The 15,357-nt window shown below is 63.4% G+C and carries 15 protein-coding genes; 5 read left to right on the forward strand and 10 right to left on the reverse strand.

Annotated features, from left to right (window positions below):
- The first annotated feature begins 12 nt into the window (after positions 1 to 12).
- From ugpA to N551_RS0105975, 5 genes are all read left to right on the forward strand, one after another.
- Complete coding sequence (ugpA, locus tag N551_RS0105955) at positions 13 to 894, forward strand: sn-glycerol-3-phosphate ABC transporter permease UgpA (protein ID WP_027566174.1); 882 nt, start codon at positions 13 to 15, stop codon at positions 892 to 894.
- Positions 894 to 1,742 carry a sn-glycerol-3-phosphate ABC transporter permease UgpE gene (gene ugpE / locus N551_RS0105960; protein WP_007598587.1) on the forward strand — a complete coding sequence of 283 codons (849 nt, stop codon included), beginning with the start codon at positions 894 to 896 and terminating at the stop codon, positions 1,740 to 1,742. Before ugpA ends, ugpE begins: the two co-directional genes overlap by 1 nt.
- A gap of 5 nt (positions 1,743 to 1,747) precedes the next feature.
- Complete coding sequence (locus N551_RS0105965; RefSeq protein WP_027566175.1) at positions 1,748 to 2,827, forward strand: sn-glycerol-3-phosphate import ATP-binding protein UgpC; 1,080 nt, start codon at positions 1,748 to 1,750, stop codon at positions 2,825 to 2,827.
- A gap of 297 nt (positions 2,828 to 3,124) precedes the next feature.
- A complete protein-coding gene (locus N551_RS0105970; RefSeq protein ID WP_027566176.1) occupies positions 3,125 to 3,550 on the forward strand; it encodes an Hsp20 family protein in 426 nt (141 codons plus the stop codon).
- Between the two features lie 51 nt (positions 3,551 to 3,601).
- A complete protein-coding gene (locus tag N551_RS0105975; RefSeq protein ID WP_007598581.1) occupies positions 3,602 to 3,874 on the forward strand; it encodes a DUF1150 domain-containing protein in 273 nt (90 codons plus the stop codon).
- A 210-nt stretch (positions 3,875 to 4,084) separates the two neighbouring features.
- Here the strand turns inward: N551_RS0105975 and N551_RS0105980 are convergent, their stop codons facing one another.
- The 10 genes from N551_RS0105980 to N551_RS0106025 form a co-directional block, all read right to left on the reverse strand.
- Positions 4,085 to 5,197 carry a tetratricopeptide repeat protein gene (locus N551_RS0105980; RefSeq protein WP_027566177.1) on the reverse strand — a complete coding sequence of 371 codons (1,113 nt, stop codon included), beginning with the start codon at positions 5,195 to 5,197 and terminating at the stop codon, positions 4,085 to 4,087.
- Between the two features lie 104 nt (positions 5,198 to 5,301).
- Positions 5,302 to 5,763, reverse strand: coding sequence for a PTS IIA-like nitrogen regulatory protein PtsN (gene ptsN / locus N551_RS0105985; RefSeq protein ID WP_027514736.1), 462 nt, complete (start codon positions 5,761 to 5,763; stop codon positions 5,302 to 5,304).
- Positions 5,764 to 6,001: 238 nt separating this feature from the next.
- On the reverse strand, positions 6,002 to 6,607 hold the full coding sequence (gene hpf, locus N551_RS0105990) for a ribosome hibernation-promoting factor, HPF/YfiA family (protein ID WP_027566178.1): 606 nt from the start codon (positions 6,605 to 6,607) through the stop codon (positions 6,002 to 6,004).
- Between the two features lie 80 nt (positions 6,608 to 6,687).
- Positions 6,688 to 8,301: an RNA polymerase factor sigma-54 gene (gene rpoN / locus N551_RS0105995; protein WP_027566179.1), complete on the reverse strand. Its 1,614-nt coding sequence runs from the start codon at positions 8,299 to 8,301 to the stop codon at positions 6,688 to 6,690.
- 91 nt (positions 8,302 to 8,392) lie between these two features.
- Positions 8,393 to 9,391 carry an LPS export ABC transporter ATP-binding protein gene (lptB, locus tag N551_RS0106000; RefSeq protein ID WP_027566180.1) on the reverse strand — a complete coding sequence of 333 codons (999 nt, stop codon included), beginning with the start codon at positions 9,389 to 9,391 and terminating at the stop codon, positions 8,393 to 8,395.
- A 279-nt stretch (positions 9,392 to 9,670) separates the two neighbouring features.
- A complete protein-coding gene (locus tag N551_RS0106005) occupies positions 9,671 to 10,378 on the reverse strand; it encodes an LptA/OstA family protein (RefSeq protein WP_027566181.1) in 708 nt (235 codons plus the stop codon).
- A 5-nt stretch (positions 10,379 to 10,383) separates the two neighbouring features.
- Positions 10,384 to 11,112, reverse strand: coding sequence for an LPS export ABC transporter periplasmic protein LptC (gene lptC / locus N551_RS0106010; RefSeq protein WP_027566182.1), 729 nt, complete (start codon positions 11,110 to 11,112; stop codon positions 10,384 to 10,386).
- A 144-nt stretch (positions 11,113 to 11,256) separates the two neighbouring features.
- Positions 11,257 to 11,871, reverse strand: a complete 615-nt coding sequence (locus N551_RS0106015) for a ribonuclease D (protein WP_007598566.1) — start codon at positions 11,869 to 11,871, stop codon at positions 11,257 to 11,259.
- A gap of 119 nt (positions 11,872 to 11,990) precedes the next feature.
- Positions 11,991 to 13,505 carry a 4-amino-4-deoxy-L-arabinose transferase gene (locus N551_RS0106020; RefSeq protein WP_027566183.1) on the reverse strand — a complete coding sequence of 505 codons (1,515 nt, stop codon included), beginning with the start codon at positions 13,503 to 13,505 and terminating at the stop codon, positions 11,991 to 11,993.
- Positions 13,502 to 15,274, reverse strand: coding sequence for a hypothetical protein (locus N551_RS0106025; protein WP_371180052.1), 1,773 nt, complete (start codon positions 15,272 to 15,274; stop codon positions 13,502 to 13,504). Before N551_RS0106025 ends, N551_RS0106020 begins: the two co-directional genes overlap by 4 nt.
- Positions 15,275 to 15,357 lie beyond the last annotated feature (83 nt).

The raw sequence follows: 15,357 nt of genomic DNA on the forward strand, positions 1-15,357 counted from the left end.
TCTGCTGGCATCATGCAAAAGCAAGCCATTTTCCAGTCAAGGCTGTTACCGTACGCGCTGGTTGCGCCGCAGCTCGCGATCGTCCTGATTTTCTTCTATTGGCCGGCCCTGCAGGCGGTGATCCAGTCCTTCCTGCTCCAGGATGCGTTCGGGCTGTCGACCACCTTTGTCTGGTTCGAGAATTACGTCGAGCTGTTCAAGGACGCGGCCTATTTCGAGGCGATCGTCCGAACCTTCTTGTTCTCGTTCGCCATCGCCGTCTCGTCGCTGTCCTTCGCGCTGCTGCTCGCCGTGATGGCGGACAAGCCGCTGCGTGGCTCGATGCTCTACCGCACGCTCCTGATCTGGCCCTATGCGGTGGCGCCGCCCGTGGTCGGCGTGCTCTGGATCTTCATGCTGCATCCCTCGCTCGGCGTGCTCTCGCGCTATCTTCGCAACATGGGCATCGACTGGAATCCGCTGCTCGACGGCGACCAGGCCGCGGCGTTGATCATCCTCGCCGCCGCGTGGAAGCAGATCTCCTATAATTTCCTGTTCTTCCTCGCCGGCCTGCAGGCGATCCCGAAGAGCGTGTTCGAGGCCGCCGCGATCGACGGCGCCCGTCCGATGCGGCGGTTCTGGACCGTGACCTTCCCGCTGCTGTCGCCGACCATCTTCTTCCTGCTGGTGGTCAACATCGTCTACGCCTTCTTCGACACGTTCGGCATCATCGACACCATGACCCGCGGCGGTCCCGGAACGTCGACGGTCACGCTGGTCTACAAGGTCTATTCCGACGGCTTGCTCGGCGGCAATCTCGGCAGCTCGGCGGCGCAGTCGGTGATCCTGATGGTCATGGTCATCGTGCTCACCGGAATCCAGTTCCGCTTTGTCGAACGCAAGGTGACCTACTGATGGTCGAGGAAGAGGGCTTCCGGCGCTACATCGCCCACATCATCCTCTGGATCGGGATCGCGATCGTCGCCTTCCCCGTCTACATCGCGTTCGTCGCCTCGACCCAGGACAACGCGCTGATCGCCAACGGGCAGATGTCGCTGCTGCCGGGCGGTCATTTCTTCGAGGTCTACTACCAGACCATTTTCGTCGGCACGAGCGGATCGACCCGCGAGCCCGTCGGCAACATGATGCTGAACTCGCTGGTGATGGCGCTGCTGATCGCGGTCGGCAAGATCGCGATCTCGATCATCTCGGCCTACGCGATCGTCTATTTCCGCTTTCCGTTCCGGATGCCGATCTTCTGGATCATCTTCATCACCCTGATGCTGCCGGTCGAGGTCCGCATCTATCCGACCTACAAGATCGTCGCAGATCTGCACATGCTCGACAGCTATGCGGGCCTCTCACTGCCGCTGATCGCCTCGGCCACCGCGACGCTGCTGTTCCGCCAGTTCTTCATGACCGTGCCGGACGAGCTGCTGGAGGCCTCCCGCATCGACGGCGCCGGCCCCTTGCGCTTCTTCTGGGACACGTTGCTGCCGCTGTCGCGCACCAACATGGCGGCGCTGTTCGTGATCCTCTTCATCCTCGGCTGGAATCAATATCTCTGGCCGCTGCTGATCACCACCCGCGACGACATGCAGACCATCCAGGTCGGCATCCGCAAGATGATCACCACCACCGACGCGCTAACCGAATGGCCGATCGTGATGGCGACCGCCGTGCTCGCGATGCTGCCGCCGGTGTTCGTCGTCGTCGTGATGCAGAAATTGTTCGTGCGCGGACTCGTGGAGACGGAAAAGTAGATCCCATGGCTAACGTCACCCTGCGCAACGTCCGCAAGACCTATCCCGGCGGCTTCGAGGCCATCAAGGGCGTCAACGTCGACGTCGGCGACGGCCAGTTCTGCGTGCTGGTCGGTCCCTCCGGCTGCGGCAAGTCGACATTGCTGCGCATGGTCGCAGGGCTCGAAACCGTCACCGGCGGCGAGATCGACATCGGCGGCCGCATCGTCAACCAGATCGAGCCTGCCGATCGCGACATCGCGATGGTGTTCCAGAACTACGCTCTCTATCCGCATATGAGCGTCTTCAACAACATGGCTTACGGCCTGCGCAACCGCGGCATGAAGGAGGCCGAGGTCAAGACCCGCGTCGACGAAGCCGCGCGCGTGCTCGAGCTCACCTCGATGCTGGAGCGCAAGCCGCGCCAGCTCTCCGGCGGCCAGCGCCAGCGCGTCGCCATGGGCCGCGCCATCGTGCGCCAGCCGAAAGTGTTTCTGTTCGACGAGCCGCTGTCCAACCTCGACGCAAAACTCCGCATCGCGATGCGGGTCGAGATCCGCAAATTGCAGCGCCGGCTCAACACCACGTCGATCTACGTCACCCACGACCAGCTCGAGGCGATGACGCTCGCCGACATTCTCGTGGTGATGAATGGCGGCCAGGTCGAGCAGGTCGGCAATCCCTTGGCGATCTACGAGAAGCCGGCGACGACTTTCGTCGCCTCCTTCATCGGGGCACCGCCGATGAATCTGATGTCGATCCGCGCCGACGAGATCAAGTCGCAGCTCGGCAGCACCGACGCCGGCATCCTCGGCATTCGCCCGGAAGATTTCGTGATCACCGACCAGACCCCGGCCGGCGGCGTCGCGCTCCCGCTCACCGTTGAAGCGATCGAGCGCGTCGGCGCCGAAACCTTCGTCTACGGCACGCGCGCTCAGGACGAGCAGCGCATCGCCGCCAATCCCGGCGAGCTGCCGCCCGGCGAGGTCATCGTCCGCATCCCCGGCTCAGAGGCGCCGCCGATCGGCGCGAAGATCCGCGTCGCGGCGATGCGCCAAAAGCTGCATCTGTTCAGCGGCGACGGCCGGACGCGGATCGAGGCCTGACCGGGCTCCGCGGAGCCGTCGATTAAAAAAACGCGAAAACAACCCCATGCACAGTAGAAGGGGGTTTGTTTTCGTTGAGAAAAATCGCGCCGCAATTTCGTCGTGCCGGGCTTGTCGCAGGCGTTTCGCGCCATGACGGCAAGTCAGCCTTTCTGCATGGCAGAGCGGGTCAGCTACCAATCCACAGCCCCCGGCTACGTCCTTGAACCCACACGCGGATATGCCCATATTGCTGATCAAGGGGTGCCTGTACGGGCCCTGATGCACCAAAGTCGCTTCGAGAGGACTTTGTAAACTATGTCTCGTGTTCCCACGCTTTCCAGTCCGTTTCTTCTGGGCTTCGACGAGATCGAGCGCGTGCTCGATCGGGTCGTCAAGGGCGCCGACGGTTACCCTCCCTACAATATCGAGAGGTGCGACCGGTCGGAGGGCCAGCCCGAGCGGTTGCGAATCACGCTGGCGGTCGCCGGATTCACCCGCGACCAACTCGATGTAACCATTGAGGAAAACCAGCTCGTCATTCGCGGGCGGCAGCAGGACGACAAGTCCCGGCAATACATCCATCGCGGCATTGCCGCGCGCCACTTCCAGCGCACTTTCGTGCTGGCGGAGGGGATGCTGGTGCTGGGTGCGGATCTGAAGAACGGATTGCTGGCGATCGATCTTGCCCGGCCGGAACCGGAGAGGATCGTTAAGACAATCGCTATCAATGAGCACGAATAATGGAACGAGTAGCGGACTCGACCGCTTAGTTTCTGTGAAGGAGTCGAGACCATGAGTGAAGGTCACGTTGCGTTCGAATACGAAGCCAAGAACGTCTCGCCGGAGACGCTGGCAACCCTCGGCGAAGGCCATATCGCCTATGTGAAGCAGATCCGCTCCGAGGATGTGCCGGGCCTGTTTCCCGAAGCGCCGAAGATCGCGCCAGGCCTCAAGCTCTTCGCGCTCCACGCCGCCGACGGCACGCCGATTATGCTGACCGACAGCCGCGAAGCCGCGATCGCCAACGCCTGGAGCAACGAGCTGCAAGCGGTGAGCGTGCACTGAGCGCACGCACGTCGCACGTCGCACGAATAGGGTTTCAAGCGGGCATGCCTTCGCAGGAAGGTGTGCCCGTTTTTATTTCGGCTGATGAAGTTTCACGTCGTCATTGCGAGCGCAGCGAAGCAATCCAGAATCTTTCCGTGGAGGCAGTCTGGATTGCTTCGTCGCAAGAGCTCCTCGCAATGACGGAGTCGAGAGCGCGCGGCTCCGCCGTCACTTCACAAAACCAAGTCCTTCGCGCGCTGTGTCCACGGCCCATTTGTCGCTCAGTGGCAGCGCGAGCACGCTGTTGAAATCCGCGCGCGCATGTTTGGCGTCGGACATCATCATGTAGAGGAGAGCGCGGTTGACCAGGGCTAGCTGGCTTTTCGGATCGAGCCTGATCGCCTCGTTGTAGTCGGCGAGCGCGCGATCGTGCTGTCCGATGTCCCGAAACAGACCAGCGCGACTGCTGTAGGCCTCCGAATTCCCCGGCCGTAATCGGATCACTTCGTCGAAATCGGCAAGGGCGCGTTTGTCGTCGCCCTTCCCGTGCAGGACGACGCCGCGAACCAGATAGGCCTTTTCGAAAGACGGCCTAATCCTGGTAACGTCATCCAGCTCCCGGATGGTGCTGTCGGCATCGTCCTTCTTCAGGAACACCATGGCCCGGCAATAGTGGCCGCCGGCACTTCCGGGCTCCAGGCGGACGGCGCTGTCGCAGTCGTCCAGAGCTGCATCGATCTCACCCTTGTTGAGGCGGACGGTGCTTCGCAACTCGTAGGGCCAGGCGGCGGCCGGATTGCGCTGCATCGCCTCGCTGTAATCGGCGACGGCGTGATCGGTGTCGCCCTTCGCTGCATACACCTCCCCTCGCATGACGAGCGCACGGTAAGCCTGCTTGGGGCTGCGTTCGATGGCCTCGGTGAAGCCTGCGATCGCGCGATCGAAATCGCCCCTGTTGAAATACGCCTCGGCGCGCGAGGTGTAGGACGCCCCATAATTTGGGTCGAGGCGAATGGCCTCGTTGTAGTCGATCATGGCGTGCTCGCGATCGCCTTTGGCAGAATAGGCGCGACCGCGGCAGTGATAGGCCCGCCCGAAATTCGGATCGATCCGGATCGCGGCGCTGCAATCCTCGAAGGCGCGATTCCAGTCGTGCTTGATGTAGTAGGCTTCGCCGCGCAGCTCGTAAGCGACCGCATTGGTTGCGTCGGCTGCGATGATCTCGGTCTTCTCCGCGATGACGCGGTCGTTGGACGCCTCGTCGGCGCGGGCCACGGCGGTGGCGACAATGGTGATGGAGCAAAGCAGACCAAAAACTCGGCCGATCGAACCGCAAATCATCTCGCAAAATCCCCGCGCCGAAACCGTGCCGGAGACGAAATATCGCAGCACCCGGCTGCCCAATAAGTCGCAGACGGCGCTGCGTCGGTTCGAGAGAGAAAGGGTTACGCCGCCGTCGCCGGCGGCAGCGCCAGCACGGAATAGATCGCCTGGGCGTCGCGCGAGGCGCGGAGCTTTTTGGCGATGTCCTGGTCGCGGAGGAGACGGGCGATGCGGGCAAGCGCCTTGAGGTGATCGGCGCCGGCGCCTTCGGGGGCGAGCAGCAGGAAGACGAGGTCGACCGGCTGGCCGTCCATCGATTCGAAATCGATCGGACGATCGAGGCGCGCGAACAGGCCGAAGATCTTTTCCAGCTTGGGCAGCTTGCCGTGGGGAATGGCGACGCCGTAGCCGACCGCTGTGGTGCCGAGCTTTTCACGCTGCAGGAGCACCTCGAACACGGAACGCTCGTTCTGCCCGGTCAGCTCGGCGGCCTTGGCCGCCAGTTCCTGAAGCGCCTGCTTCTTGCTGTTGACCTTCAATGCCGGGAGAATCGCCTCGGGCGCGACCAGATCGGTAATCGGCATGGAAGTCTTCCGAGGTGAATGAAAACGTCAGGTTCCGAATTGGCCAGCCTGGACAAAGAACCTGGGCGGGCCGACGTCAAGAAGTTGAAGCAGGAGGCGGACTTAGCTCGCCCCTGATGTGGGGGGCTTCTACTCCAACGCAATCCCGGTGCCAACTCCCGCGTGCAGCTTTGCCCCGGTCATTGTTAAGGCGGAAAGGGGCCCCCGGCGCGGGGGCCCCAGGGCGTCGCCCGCGGCCTCAGGCCTTGCCATCCGCCTTGGCCCCCGGGGGATCGATCCAGCCGACATTGCCGTCGGCCCGGCGGTAAATGATGTTCACTCGGCCCGAGGAGCCGTGCTGAAACACCAGGCAGGGCGCCCCGCTGAGGTCGAGTTCCATGACCGCTTCGCTGACGGACAGCGGCTTCAGCGAGGTCGTGGCCTCGGCAATGATGACGGGGCTGTAGCCGGTGATCTCGTCCTCGTCCTCACCCTCGCCCGGGGCTTCCAGCACGTAGCTGGTGGCATCCATCGCGGCTAGCGCCGCGGAGGCGACATGGGCCTTGCGGGCGGAGCGATCCTTGAGCCGGCTCTTGTAGCGCTTGAGCCGCTTCTCGATCATCACCAGCGCCTGGTCGGCACTGGCATAGGCATCCGGTGCGTTCGAATCGGCTTCGAGCGTGATTCCCGAATCAAGATGCAGCGCACAGTCGGTGCGGAAGCCGAAGCCGTCCTTGCTCAGTGTGATGTGGCCGGAATAATTGCCGTCGAAATATTTGCGCAGGACCTCTTCAGTCCGGTCGGTGACACGGCCGCGCAGGGCCTCGCCGACGTTGACGCTCTTTCCCGAGATGCGGAGAGTCATGTGAACCTCACTTGGTTCGTGCCTGGCCAGGATCGGGCCCGATAGCAGATCGAGAGTAGCGCGATTTGGCGCCGGCGCAATCAGGCCGGTTCGGGATTGCGGGAGCGATCGGCCATGGCGGTGGAGAGGACGTTACCAAGAGCGCTCTGCTTGTCGCGACGGCGTTGCACCGAGGAAGGAATGCGCATGGCTTCGCGGTACTTCGCGACCGTGCGGCGGGCGATATCAATGCCCGAGCCGCGCAAGCGTTCCACGATGGTGTCGTCGGACAGGATCGCGGACGGCGCCTCCGCATCGATCAGCAGCTTGATGTGGTGACGCACGGCTTCGGCCGAATGTGCCTCGCCGCCATCGGCCGAGGCGATCGAGGCCGTGAAGAAATATTTCAGCTCGAACGTGCCGCGATTGGTCGCCATGTATTTGTTGGCGGTGACGCGCGACACCGTGGATTCATGCATCTGGATGGCGTCGGCGACGGCCTTCAGATTCAGCGGTCGCAGATGCGCCACGCCATGGGTGAAGAAGCCGTCCTGCTGGCGCACGATCTCGGTTGCGACTTTCAGGATGGTGCGGGCGCGCTGGTCGAGCGCGCGCACCAGCCAGGTCGCGTTCTGAAGCGCGTCGGTGAAATACGATTTGTCGCCGTCCTTGCCGATCTTCTTCGAGAGCTGCGAATAGTAGGTCTGGTTGACCAGCACGCGCGGCAAGGTGTCGCTGTTGAGCTCGACATGCCAGCCGCCGTCGGGACCCGGACGGACATAGACATCGGGCACCATGGTCTGGAGCCGGGCCGTGCCGAACTTCATGCCGGGCTTGGGATTGAGCCGGCGGATCTCGCCGATCATGTCGGCGATGTCCTCGTCGTCGACGCCGCAGAGCTTGCGCAAGGCCGCGACGTCGCGCTTGGCGAGGAGGTCGAGATGCTCGACCAGGGCCTGCATCGCCGGATCGTAACGGTCGAGCTCGCGGAGCTGGATCGCCAGGCATTCGCTCAAATTGCGCGCGCAGACGCCGGGCGGATCGAATTTTTGCAGGACGGCAAGAACGTTCTCGACGTCCTGTTGCGATGCGCCGAGCCGTTCGGCGGCCTGGCCGAGATCCGGGGGCAAATAGCCGGCCTCGTCGACGAGGTCGATCAAATACTGGCCGATCATGCGCTGCGCGGCCCCGGTGAAGGCAACCGAGAGCTGCTCGGCGAGATGGTCGCCGAGCGTCATCTCCGCGGCGACGAAGGCTTCGAGATTGTAGTCCTCGTCACCGGAGGCGCCGCCGCCCCATTCGGTATAGGTGGTCGGCGCCGCATCCTGGGCGGTGCGGGCGGCCGCCTCGGCCGGTTCCTCGGAGAAGACGTTGTCCAGCCCGGTGTCCATGGTCTGCTCGATCTCGGCGCGGGTGCCGAGATCCTTGCTCATCCACTCTTCCTGGCCGGGCTCGAAGGCTTCGCCCGGGCCGCCGCCGGGCTCGTCGTTATGGCCGCCGTCGCTGTCATTGAACTGGCCGGTCTCGGCCGGGCCCTCGCCCGCGGGCGGCTCGTCATTGGCCCGCTCCAGCAGCGGGTTACGCTCGAGTTCCTCTTCGACGAAGGTCGTGAGATCGAGGTTGGACAATTGCAGCAGCTTGATCGCCTGCATCAACTGCGGCGTCATGACCAGCGACTGCGATTGCCGGAACTCTAATCTCTGCGAAAGCGCCATGAAGCAAGAACCGATCCCAAAAAGTTGGTCCGATTTTTGCTTATCCTAGTCCAAGCCCGATGTACACGTCTTGACGAATTGGAAAAACGGGCTAGAGGCGGAATTCCTCGCCAAGGTAAAGGCGGCGCACGTCCGGATCGGCCACGATCTCATCCGGGCTCCCCTCGGTCAGGATTTCACCGGCATAGACGATGTAGGCGCGATCGGTGAGGCCTAGCGTCTCACGCACATTGTGGTCGGTGATCAGCACGCCGATGCCGCGGTTGGTGAGGTGGCGGACGAGGTCCTGGATGTCGCCGACCGCGATCGGATCGATGCCGGCAAAGGGCTCGTCGAGCAGCATGTAGTTCGGACGCGTCGCCAGCGCCCGTGCGATCTCGACGCGGCGCCGCTCACCGCCGGACAGCGCGATCGACGGCGATTTCCGCAGGCGCGTGATGTTGAATTCGTCGAGCAGCGAGTCGAGCTGCTGCTCGCGCTTCTTGCGCGAGGGCTCGACCACTTCGAGCACGGCGCGGATGTTCTGCTCGACGGTGAGACCGCGGAAGATCGAGGCTTCCTGCGGCAAATAGCCGATGCCGAGCCGCGCACGCTGATACATCGGCAGCTTGGTGACGTCGTGGCCGTCGAGCTCGATCGCACCGCGATCGGCCTTGATCAGGCCGGTGATCATGTAGAACACGGTGGTCTTGCCGGCGCCGTTGGGCCCGAGCAGGCCGACCGCTTCGCCGCGGCGCACATAGATGCTGACGCCGCGCACGACCTGGCGGCTGCCAAAACTCTTTTCCACGCTATGCACAGCCAGAAAGCCCGGGCGCTTCAAGAGCTGAGGCCCGCCGGAACCGGTAGGTCTGCTGGCAGCCCTCACGGGGTGAACCGCCTGAGCCCGGGGCGGCTCGGCCTGATAGTCGCCCTGGAATTGATCGGGTGCATGCATCGGTTGGTTACGGGCGATCGGCGGCGCGTCCCTGACCGGGCTGGCCACGAGACCGCCGACGCTGTCACCGAGCGCAGTGATGTCCTGGCGCGCAAATCCTGGCCGGCCGCGTTTGGCGGGGCGCCGACGGAACATGCTGAAGAGATCGACCATCCCCGCCTTCTAGCCTTTCGCGACGATTCTGCGCGACGATCCTGCGCGGTCTTCGCGCGATCTGCCGCGCCGGCCTCAGGATTCGCCGACGCAGCATGAATGAAGGGATGTCTCATGCCCAGTGAAACACGCCCGAAAAGCGGCGAACCCCGCTTCGGAAGCCCTTTGCGCTAGATACAGTCTCGACGGGCAAGCTTCAACCTCGGATCGGGAGTGATCGAGCCAAGCAACTGAAATCATTCTTCAAATTTACTTTGCCTGGCTTGAACTTAACTGGGCTTATTTGGGCTTATTTGCACCAGGCAATTGCAGAGGTCCCGCGCCGGGCTTGCCCGCGCCTCCGGATCCGCAATCATTGCCGCCCTGCGGCAGCAGCGCCTGCACCCGGCCGCTGTCGGATTCCACACGCGACACGCCCGTGGTCATGTCGACCGCCAGCCGGTCGCCGCGCAGCACGTTCTTGCACTGCGTCAAGACGACGCCGCCAAGCATGGTGATGAGGTTGGTGCGGGTGTCGAACACGGCGGTCTCGCCCGTCACCACCTGGTCCTTCTGGGTGACCACGACATTGCCGCGCGCCTCCAGCCGCTTGATCGAGGAGTTCCCCCCCGGCCCCGGCGTCGCCGACTGCATCGGCGCCCCCTTTGCCGCCTTTGCCGCAGGCTGTGGCGTGGCCGGCTTGTCGCCGCCCGAATCGTAAAACACCACCAGCGTCTTCGAGGTCATGGTGGTGTCGCCCTGGATGACCTTCACATTGCCGGAGAAGGTCGCTTCCTTTTTCTTGTCGCGCATCTCCAGCGAGGCGGCTTCGATCTGGATCGGCTGATCGCGGTTCTGCGAGAAGCCCTGCATCGCGTTGGGCACGCCTTGCATCGTGCTCTGCGCGCTTGCCACACCCGTTGCAATCAGTGCGATGCCGACGGCGAGCGCGGCCGCACCGGGGATGACGCGCCGCTTGTCGTCGTTGCGCGGGAAAAACCTGATCATGAAAATCACTTTGAATTGGCGGACTTGTTCTGGGGCGTACGTGTCTTCGCCGCCGGCGCGGGTTCGGCCGGCGCAGGCTGAGCGGCGGCGGGATCGTCCAGCTTGTCGAGGTGCATCACCACATTGCCTTCGAAGCGGATGACGTCGCCGCCCTCCGTGATCCGCAGCCGATCGGCGGTCAGCGTTCCGTTGGTCAGCTTGACGTCGACATGCTCATCCGACGAAACCGTACCCTTGCCCATGTCGACGAAGGCCGAGTTCAGCCGCGCCTCGTAGCCGGTCGAGGTGCGCAGGAAGATGTCCTTGTGCAGGTCGAGCTGTTGTTGCTTGTTGTCGAACCGTCCGGTGCGGGCATCGAGGAACAGGGTCGATTGGTCTTCCATCAGCACCTTCGCGCGCAGATCATGGAGATCGACATGATCGGGATCAGTGATGTCCTGGGTCGCGGTCTTGGCCCAGAGCTCATAGGGCCGCTGGTCGGGCGTGAAGCCGGACATATGCGGCGATTCCATCGTGATCTTGGTGCCTGTCACCACGAGATTTCCGGAGTCGAGCTTCACGGGGATCTGGAACGGGTTGAAGATGGTCGAGATGAGGACGAGCAGGCCCATTGCCGCAGCCACCGTCGCCGGCACCGCGACGCGCAGAATCCGCACCAGGCGGCTGTGGCGCGCCGCGCTGGCGAACTTCGCCGCAAGCGCGGCGTCGTAGGTGACATTGTGGGCCGAATTCACCTGGGCTCCTGAGGTGTCGCCCGCCTTGTCCGGCTGGCGGGCGCCCCATTGTAGCCGGCAACGCCAAAATATGCAGCCAGCGACAGGCTGTTACGAAAGTGTCTGAAACGGGGCGACCGCCCCACCCGGCCGCTACGCGAAACGCTAGGAATGCGCGAAAATGTCCTCTTCGGCCCAGCCCTGGAGATCGAGCAAGGCGCGGGTCGGCAGGAAGTCGAAACAGGCTTTGGCCAGCGCCGTGCGGCCTTCCCGCGCCAGCATGGCATCGAGCCGCTCGCGCAAGCCGTGCAGATGCAGCACGTCGGAGGCGGCGTAGGCGAGCTGCGGCTCGGTCAGGCTGTCGGAACCCCAATCGCTCGATTGCTGCTGCTTGGAGAGATCGACATTGAGCACCTCGCGCACGAGGTCCTTGAGGCCATGGCGGTCGGTATAGGTGCGGATCAGGCGGGAGGCGATCTTGGTGCAGTAGATCGGCCCGGTCATGACACCAAACGTCTGATACAGCACCGCGACGTCGAACCGCGCAAAGTGGAAGATTTTCGTGTTCGCGGGATTGGCCAGCAGCGCCTTCAGGTTCGGCGCGTCGGTATGACCTTTGGGGATCTGCACCACGTCCGCGCTGCCGTCGCCGGGCGAGAGCTGCACCACGCAGAGCCGGTCGCGATGCGGGTTCAGGCCCATGGTTTCGGTGTCGATCGCGACCGCTCCGGTGTAGCGGGACAGATCGGGCAGGTCGCCGCGGTGCAGGCGTACGGTCATGGCGTTTCAAACCTCAATCGAATCGGTGCGCTTTTGCAGGCTAATCCCCGGGACAGATGCTGGCGAGGGCCGGCCGCGATGTATCCGCTGGCAGCCGCCGGCGCAAGCATCAGGCGCGGCTAGTAGTTCAGGCGCACGAGTACGTCGTTGACGCCGAACGGGCTGGCGGGCGTATCGCAAGCCCCGCGTCGCGCGAAGACGCAGGCCGGCTTGTCATCGCTCATCATTGCGCAACTTCGTGGCGAGAAATCCGCCGGCAATTCGCTGGCCAGGCTCGCCGGGCCGATGATGCGGTTGAACCCGGCCTGGTGCGTCTTCACCACAGCCGGAAGTCGCCCCTTGGCCAGGGGGTCGTCCCGATAAAGGGAATAGATCGGTCGGCGGGCCGCGAGCTGCCCGCGTCCGGGCACAAAGGGATAGTTGATCGCGTACAGGGCCAGACCGCAAAATTCAGGATCGGCCTCGAGCTCCGCCATCAGCTGGGCCACGCCGATGCCGCGCATCCAGTTGTCACGCATGATGAGCGTTGCGCCCGACAGACCGAGCGAGAGCAGCAGCCAGCCGCCACATACGACGGCAAGTGAGCGCCACGGGTTCTGCCGGCGCATCATCTGGACCCAATCGGCGGAGCCAAGCCCCGCCGCGATGATCAGCAGGGCGATCGACAGGAAAATGAAGCGGTATTCCTTGTGCACGATCATGCTGTGAAACGCGACGTTGACGACGGCCGCGACGATCAAAAGGGGGGCATGTCGCCAGCCCCGCCAGAGCGCCACCAGCATCAGCAGCGTCGTGCCCGACCACAGAATTGAAGCCTGCAGAACGTAGGCGGCCGCCGGCGCGTCACCGAATTCCGATGCGCGGTCATGCAGGAGGTTTTGCTGAATATTCCGGACGAGCCACGCAAACGGCGCTGAGCCGTGGGCCAGGTCGAGGGCGCCGGACAGCACCAGGACCAGGCATCCGCCCGCGACAAGGGGGATCGTGTTTCGCAGGTCGCGCCAGCACGCCGCCAACGCAAACACCGCGCAAGCCGGCACATATTGAAAGCGCCAGACGCAGGCGAGAGCAAGCAATGCGCCCGCGGTGAAGAGTCGGTTGCGCGCGAGCTCGCCCGTCAGCAGATAAGCCGCCGGCAGGATCACGGCCGTCGCCAGTGGTTCGCTCAGCGTGTGGGGCGCGTAGTAGACCAGCTCGAACCAGACCGCGGCGGCAAACGCCGCAACGACGGCATGCGACCGCGAGATGCGTTCGCCGAAATGCCAGGCCGTGACGACGATCGACAGCGAGGCAAGCCCGACCGCCAGGCGAGGGACGACGAAGGCACCCCACCCGCCCGGCGCAAGCCAGTCGCCGAGAGCGACCGGCCCTGCGAACAAGGTCGGCAGAAACCAGCTCCGGATGCCGTCGCGCCATTCCCAGGTGACGACACCCTGGTGGCCAAGCAGGCGCCAGGCCGGCTCCAGATATTGATACAGCTCGTCGACGTGAACGATGTTCGGCCAAAAGGCGAGCGGCAGCCGGACTGCCGCAGCCAGTAGCAGCAATGCGCACAAGGCGCCGTACCGCGTCGCGAAGCTTTCGGCTTTGGCGGCGGGCGCGATCGCGGGCAGAGCTGCGGCGCTGGTCGTCATTGTGTTTTGGTTTCGCCAGCCAAACTGGATTGGGGCCTGACGTAAACGATCACGTAAGCGCCGGTGTATTGCTCGCGCCAGCCTCGCCGCTCCACCAGGAACTGCCGCAGCTGTTCGTGCGCCTTGACCCACAGCACGGCGTCAATCCGGTATTTGTCGAGCACCATGTCCCACGCGGACTCGTCGATTTCCCAGCTCACCAGCTTGAAATAATCGCGCAGCAAATCGTCCGGATAGGCTGTCGCGGCGCGGCCATCGACGAACGGGCGAACGGTGCCGTGCGTCCCGAAAATCAGGTAGCCGCCGATATTCCAATGGTTCAGGACCCGCGCATCGGCGAGATGCTTTTGCAGATAGCCGGCATCTTCGCTCGACAGCATCGTCGGAAGTGCGAGCGCGGGCGCAACGCGCAAATAGGCCAGCGGCAGGCTGCCGAGACCGACGATGCCGGCGGCCAGCAACGCTCCACGCGCGTCAACAGCGGTGAGACGCCGAGGCAGCAAGCGGCTGAGGTGAAGCGCCATCGGCACAGTCGAGAAGATGAAGAAGAACGCGATGTACCTGAACTGACACAGTCCCAGAATCAGGAACAGCCAGGACATCAATCTCGGTTCGAGCGGGACTGGCCTGGAGTTTCTGTAGCGAAGCTCGAGCGCGACGAAGGCCAGCATGTACAGGATGCCCGGAATGCTGCCGGGTATTTCAATGTTGTCGTAGTAGGACCGCCATTCGGTAATATTACCCTGGACGAAGTGCCCCATCGTCGCGGCGGCACCGGCATAGATATTCCAGCCGAGCGGATTGACGAATGTCGCAGCGAGGCACCCGATCGCCGCGAGAGCAAGGACCCTGAGATCGGCCCAGGCGCCTCTGAGGAAGGCGGCGCCGCAGAAGACGCCAATCACGAAAAACCCGAGCAGAAAACCGCCGTGCAGATTGGCCCAAAACGCCATCAACACGGGAAGCACGAACCATCGCGTACGTCGCAGGCATTCGCGATAGAAGACGACGCATAACAGCATCGTGCATGTATTCGGCGCGACCGCGAGATACATGTTCGGCGCAACTTCGTAGGCGGGATAGAGCAGGCAGGCCAGGAAGACTGCCACGCAAACCGCAATCGCCGACGCACCGTAGCCGAGAGAGATCGCAGTCAGGATGCCGGCAATCGCTGCACCACAGGCCACCGTCGACAGGACGAGGCCGCCGAAGTCCGCGTATTGAAGCGTCGCACTGGCAAGCGCGTCCCAGAGCCAGGATAGATTGAGCCACGGCTTGTCGCCGTGGGTGAACGACCAGGGGTCGTGGAGCGGGATGGCGTTGCGTTCCCGGATGAGATCTCCGGCCGCGAGATGCCAGCCCAGATCGTAATGACCGAGCAGAAGCGGCGCGTTCAAGACGTAGAACAGACAAATGAACGAGATCAGGAACAGATAAATTCCCGATCTCAGGAAGAACGGGCTGATCGCGTTCGCAACCTTGTCGAATGCCGGCTCGTGCCAGACCTGGTGCTGATCCACCGTTTCCCTCACGACAAAGCGAGCCCGATGGCTCCGTGCTCGCCGACGGCCGGATGCCAGCCTGCCCGCTGACTTAGGGCCAGTTTGTCTAAAGTCGGGTAAATTCCGACGGTGCAATCGATGGGGTTTTGCGGAATGAAAATCGGCCCGACGGCCGGCTTCGAAAGCCTCCAAGCGGCTGTTCCGACTTGAAAATTTTAACACCCAAGAGGCAGAGCCCGTGCGTGCCGTAACCGGTCGCGCCGTCATTATTCCTCAGCGTAGCTCCTGTTCCACATTCAGGTGAACCAACGCTGGGCCTTCGATGACCAAAGTTGCATGTATCACCTATT

This window comes from Bradyrhizobium sp. URHA0013 (genome assembly GCF_000518345.1).
Classification (GTDB): domain Bacteria; phylum Pseudomonadota; class Alphaproteobacteria; order Rhizobiales; family Xanthobacteraceae; genus Bradyrhizobium.

Bases quoted from the DNA above. Each gene is read 5' to 3' on its own strand.
- ugpA (WP_027566174.1), top strand. From the start codon at position 13: ATGCAAAAGCAAGCCATTTTCCAGTCAAGGCTGTTACCGTACGCGCTG.
- ugpE (WP_007598587.1), top strand. From the start codon at position 894: ATGGTCGAGGAAGAGGGCTTCCGGCGCTACATCGCCCACATCATCCTC.
- N551_RS0105965 (WP_027566175.1), top strand. From the start codon at position 1,748: ATGGCTAACGTCACCCTGCGCAACGTCCGCAAGACCTATCCCGGCGGC.
- N551_RS0105970 (WP_027566176.1), top strand. From the start codon at position 3,125: ATGTCTCGTGTTCCCACGCTTTCCAGTCCGTTTCTTCTGGGCTTCGAC.
- N551_RS0105975 (WP_007598581.1), top strand. From the start codon at position 3,602: ATGAGTGAAGGTCACGTTGCGTTCGAATACGAAGCCAAGAACGTCTCG.
- N551_RS0105980 (WP_027566177.1), bottom strand. From the start codon at position 5,197: ATGATTTGCGGTTCGATCGGCCGAGTTTTTGGTCTGCTTTGCTCCATC.
- ptsN (WP_027514736.1), bottom strand. From the start codon at position 5,763: ATGCCGATTACCGATCTGGTCGCGCCCGAGGCGATTCTCCCGGCATTG.
- hpf (WP_027566178.1), bottom strand. From the start codon at position 6,607: ATGACTCTCCGCATCTCGGGAAAGAGCGTCAACGTCGGCGAGGCCCTG.
- rpoN (WP_027566179.1), bottom strand. From the start codon at position 8,301: ATGGCGCTTTCGCAGAGATTAGAGTTCCGGCAATCGCAGTCGCTGGTC.
- lptB (WP_027566180.1), bottom strand. From the start codon at position 9,391: ATGGTCGATCTCTTCAGCATGTTCCGTCGGCGCCCCGCCAAACGCGGC.
- N551_RS0106005 (WP_027566181.1), bottom strand. From the start codon at position 10,378: ATGATCAGGTTTTTCCCGCGCAACGACGACAAGCGGCGCGTCATCCCC.
- N551_RS0106015 (WP_007598566.1), bottom strand. From the start codon at position 11,871: ATGACCGTACGCCTGCACCGCGGCGACCTGCCCGATCTGTCCCGCTAC.
- N551_RS0106020 (WP_027566183.1), bottom strand. From the start codon at position 13,505: ATGACGACCAGCGCCGCAGCTCTGCCCGCGATCGCGCCCGCCGCCAAA.
- N551_RS0106025 (WP_371180052.1), bottom strand. From the start codon at position 15,274: ATGACGGCGCGACCGGTTACGGCACGCACGGGCTCTGCCTCTTGGGTG.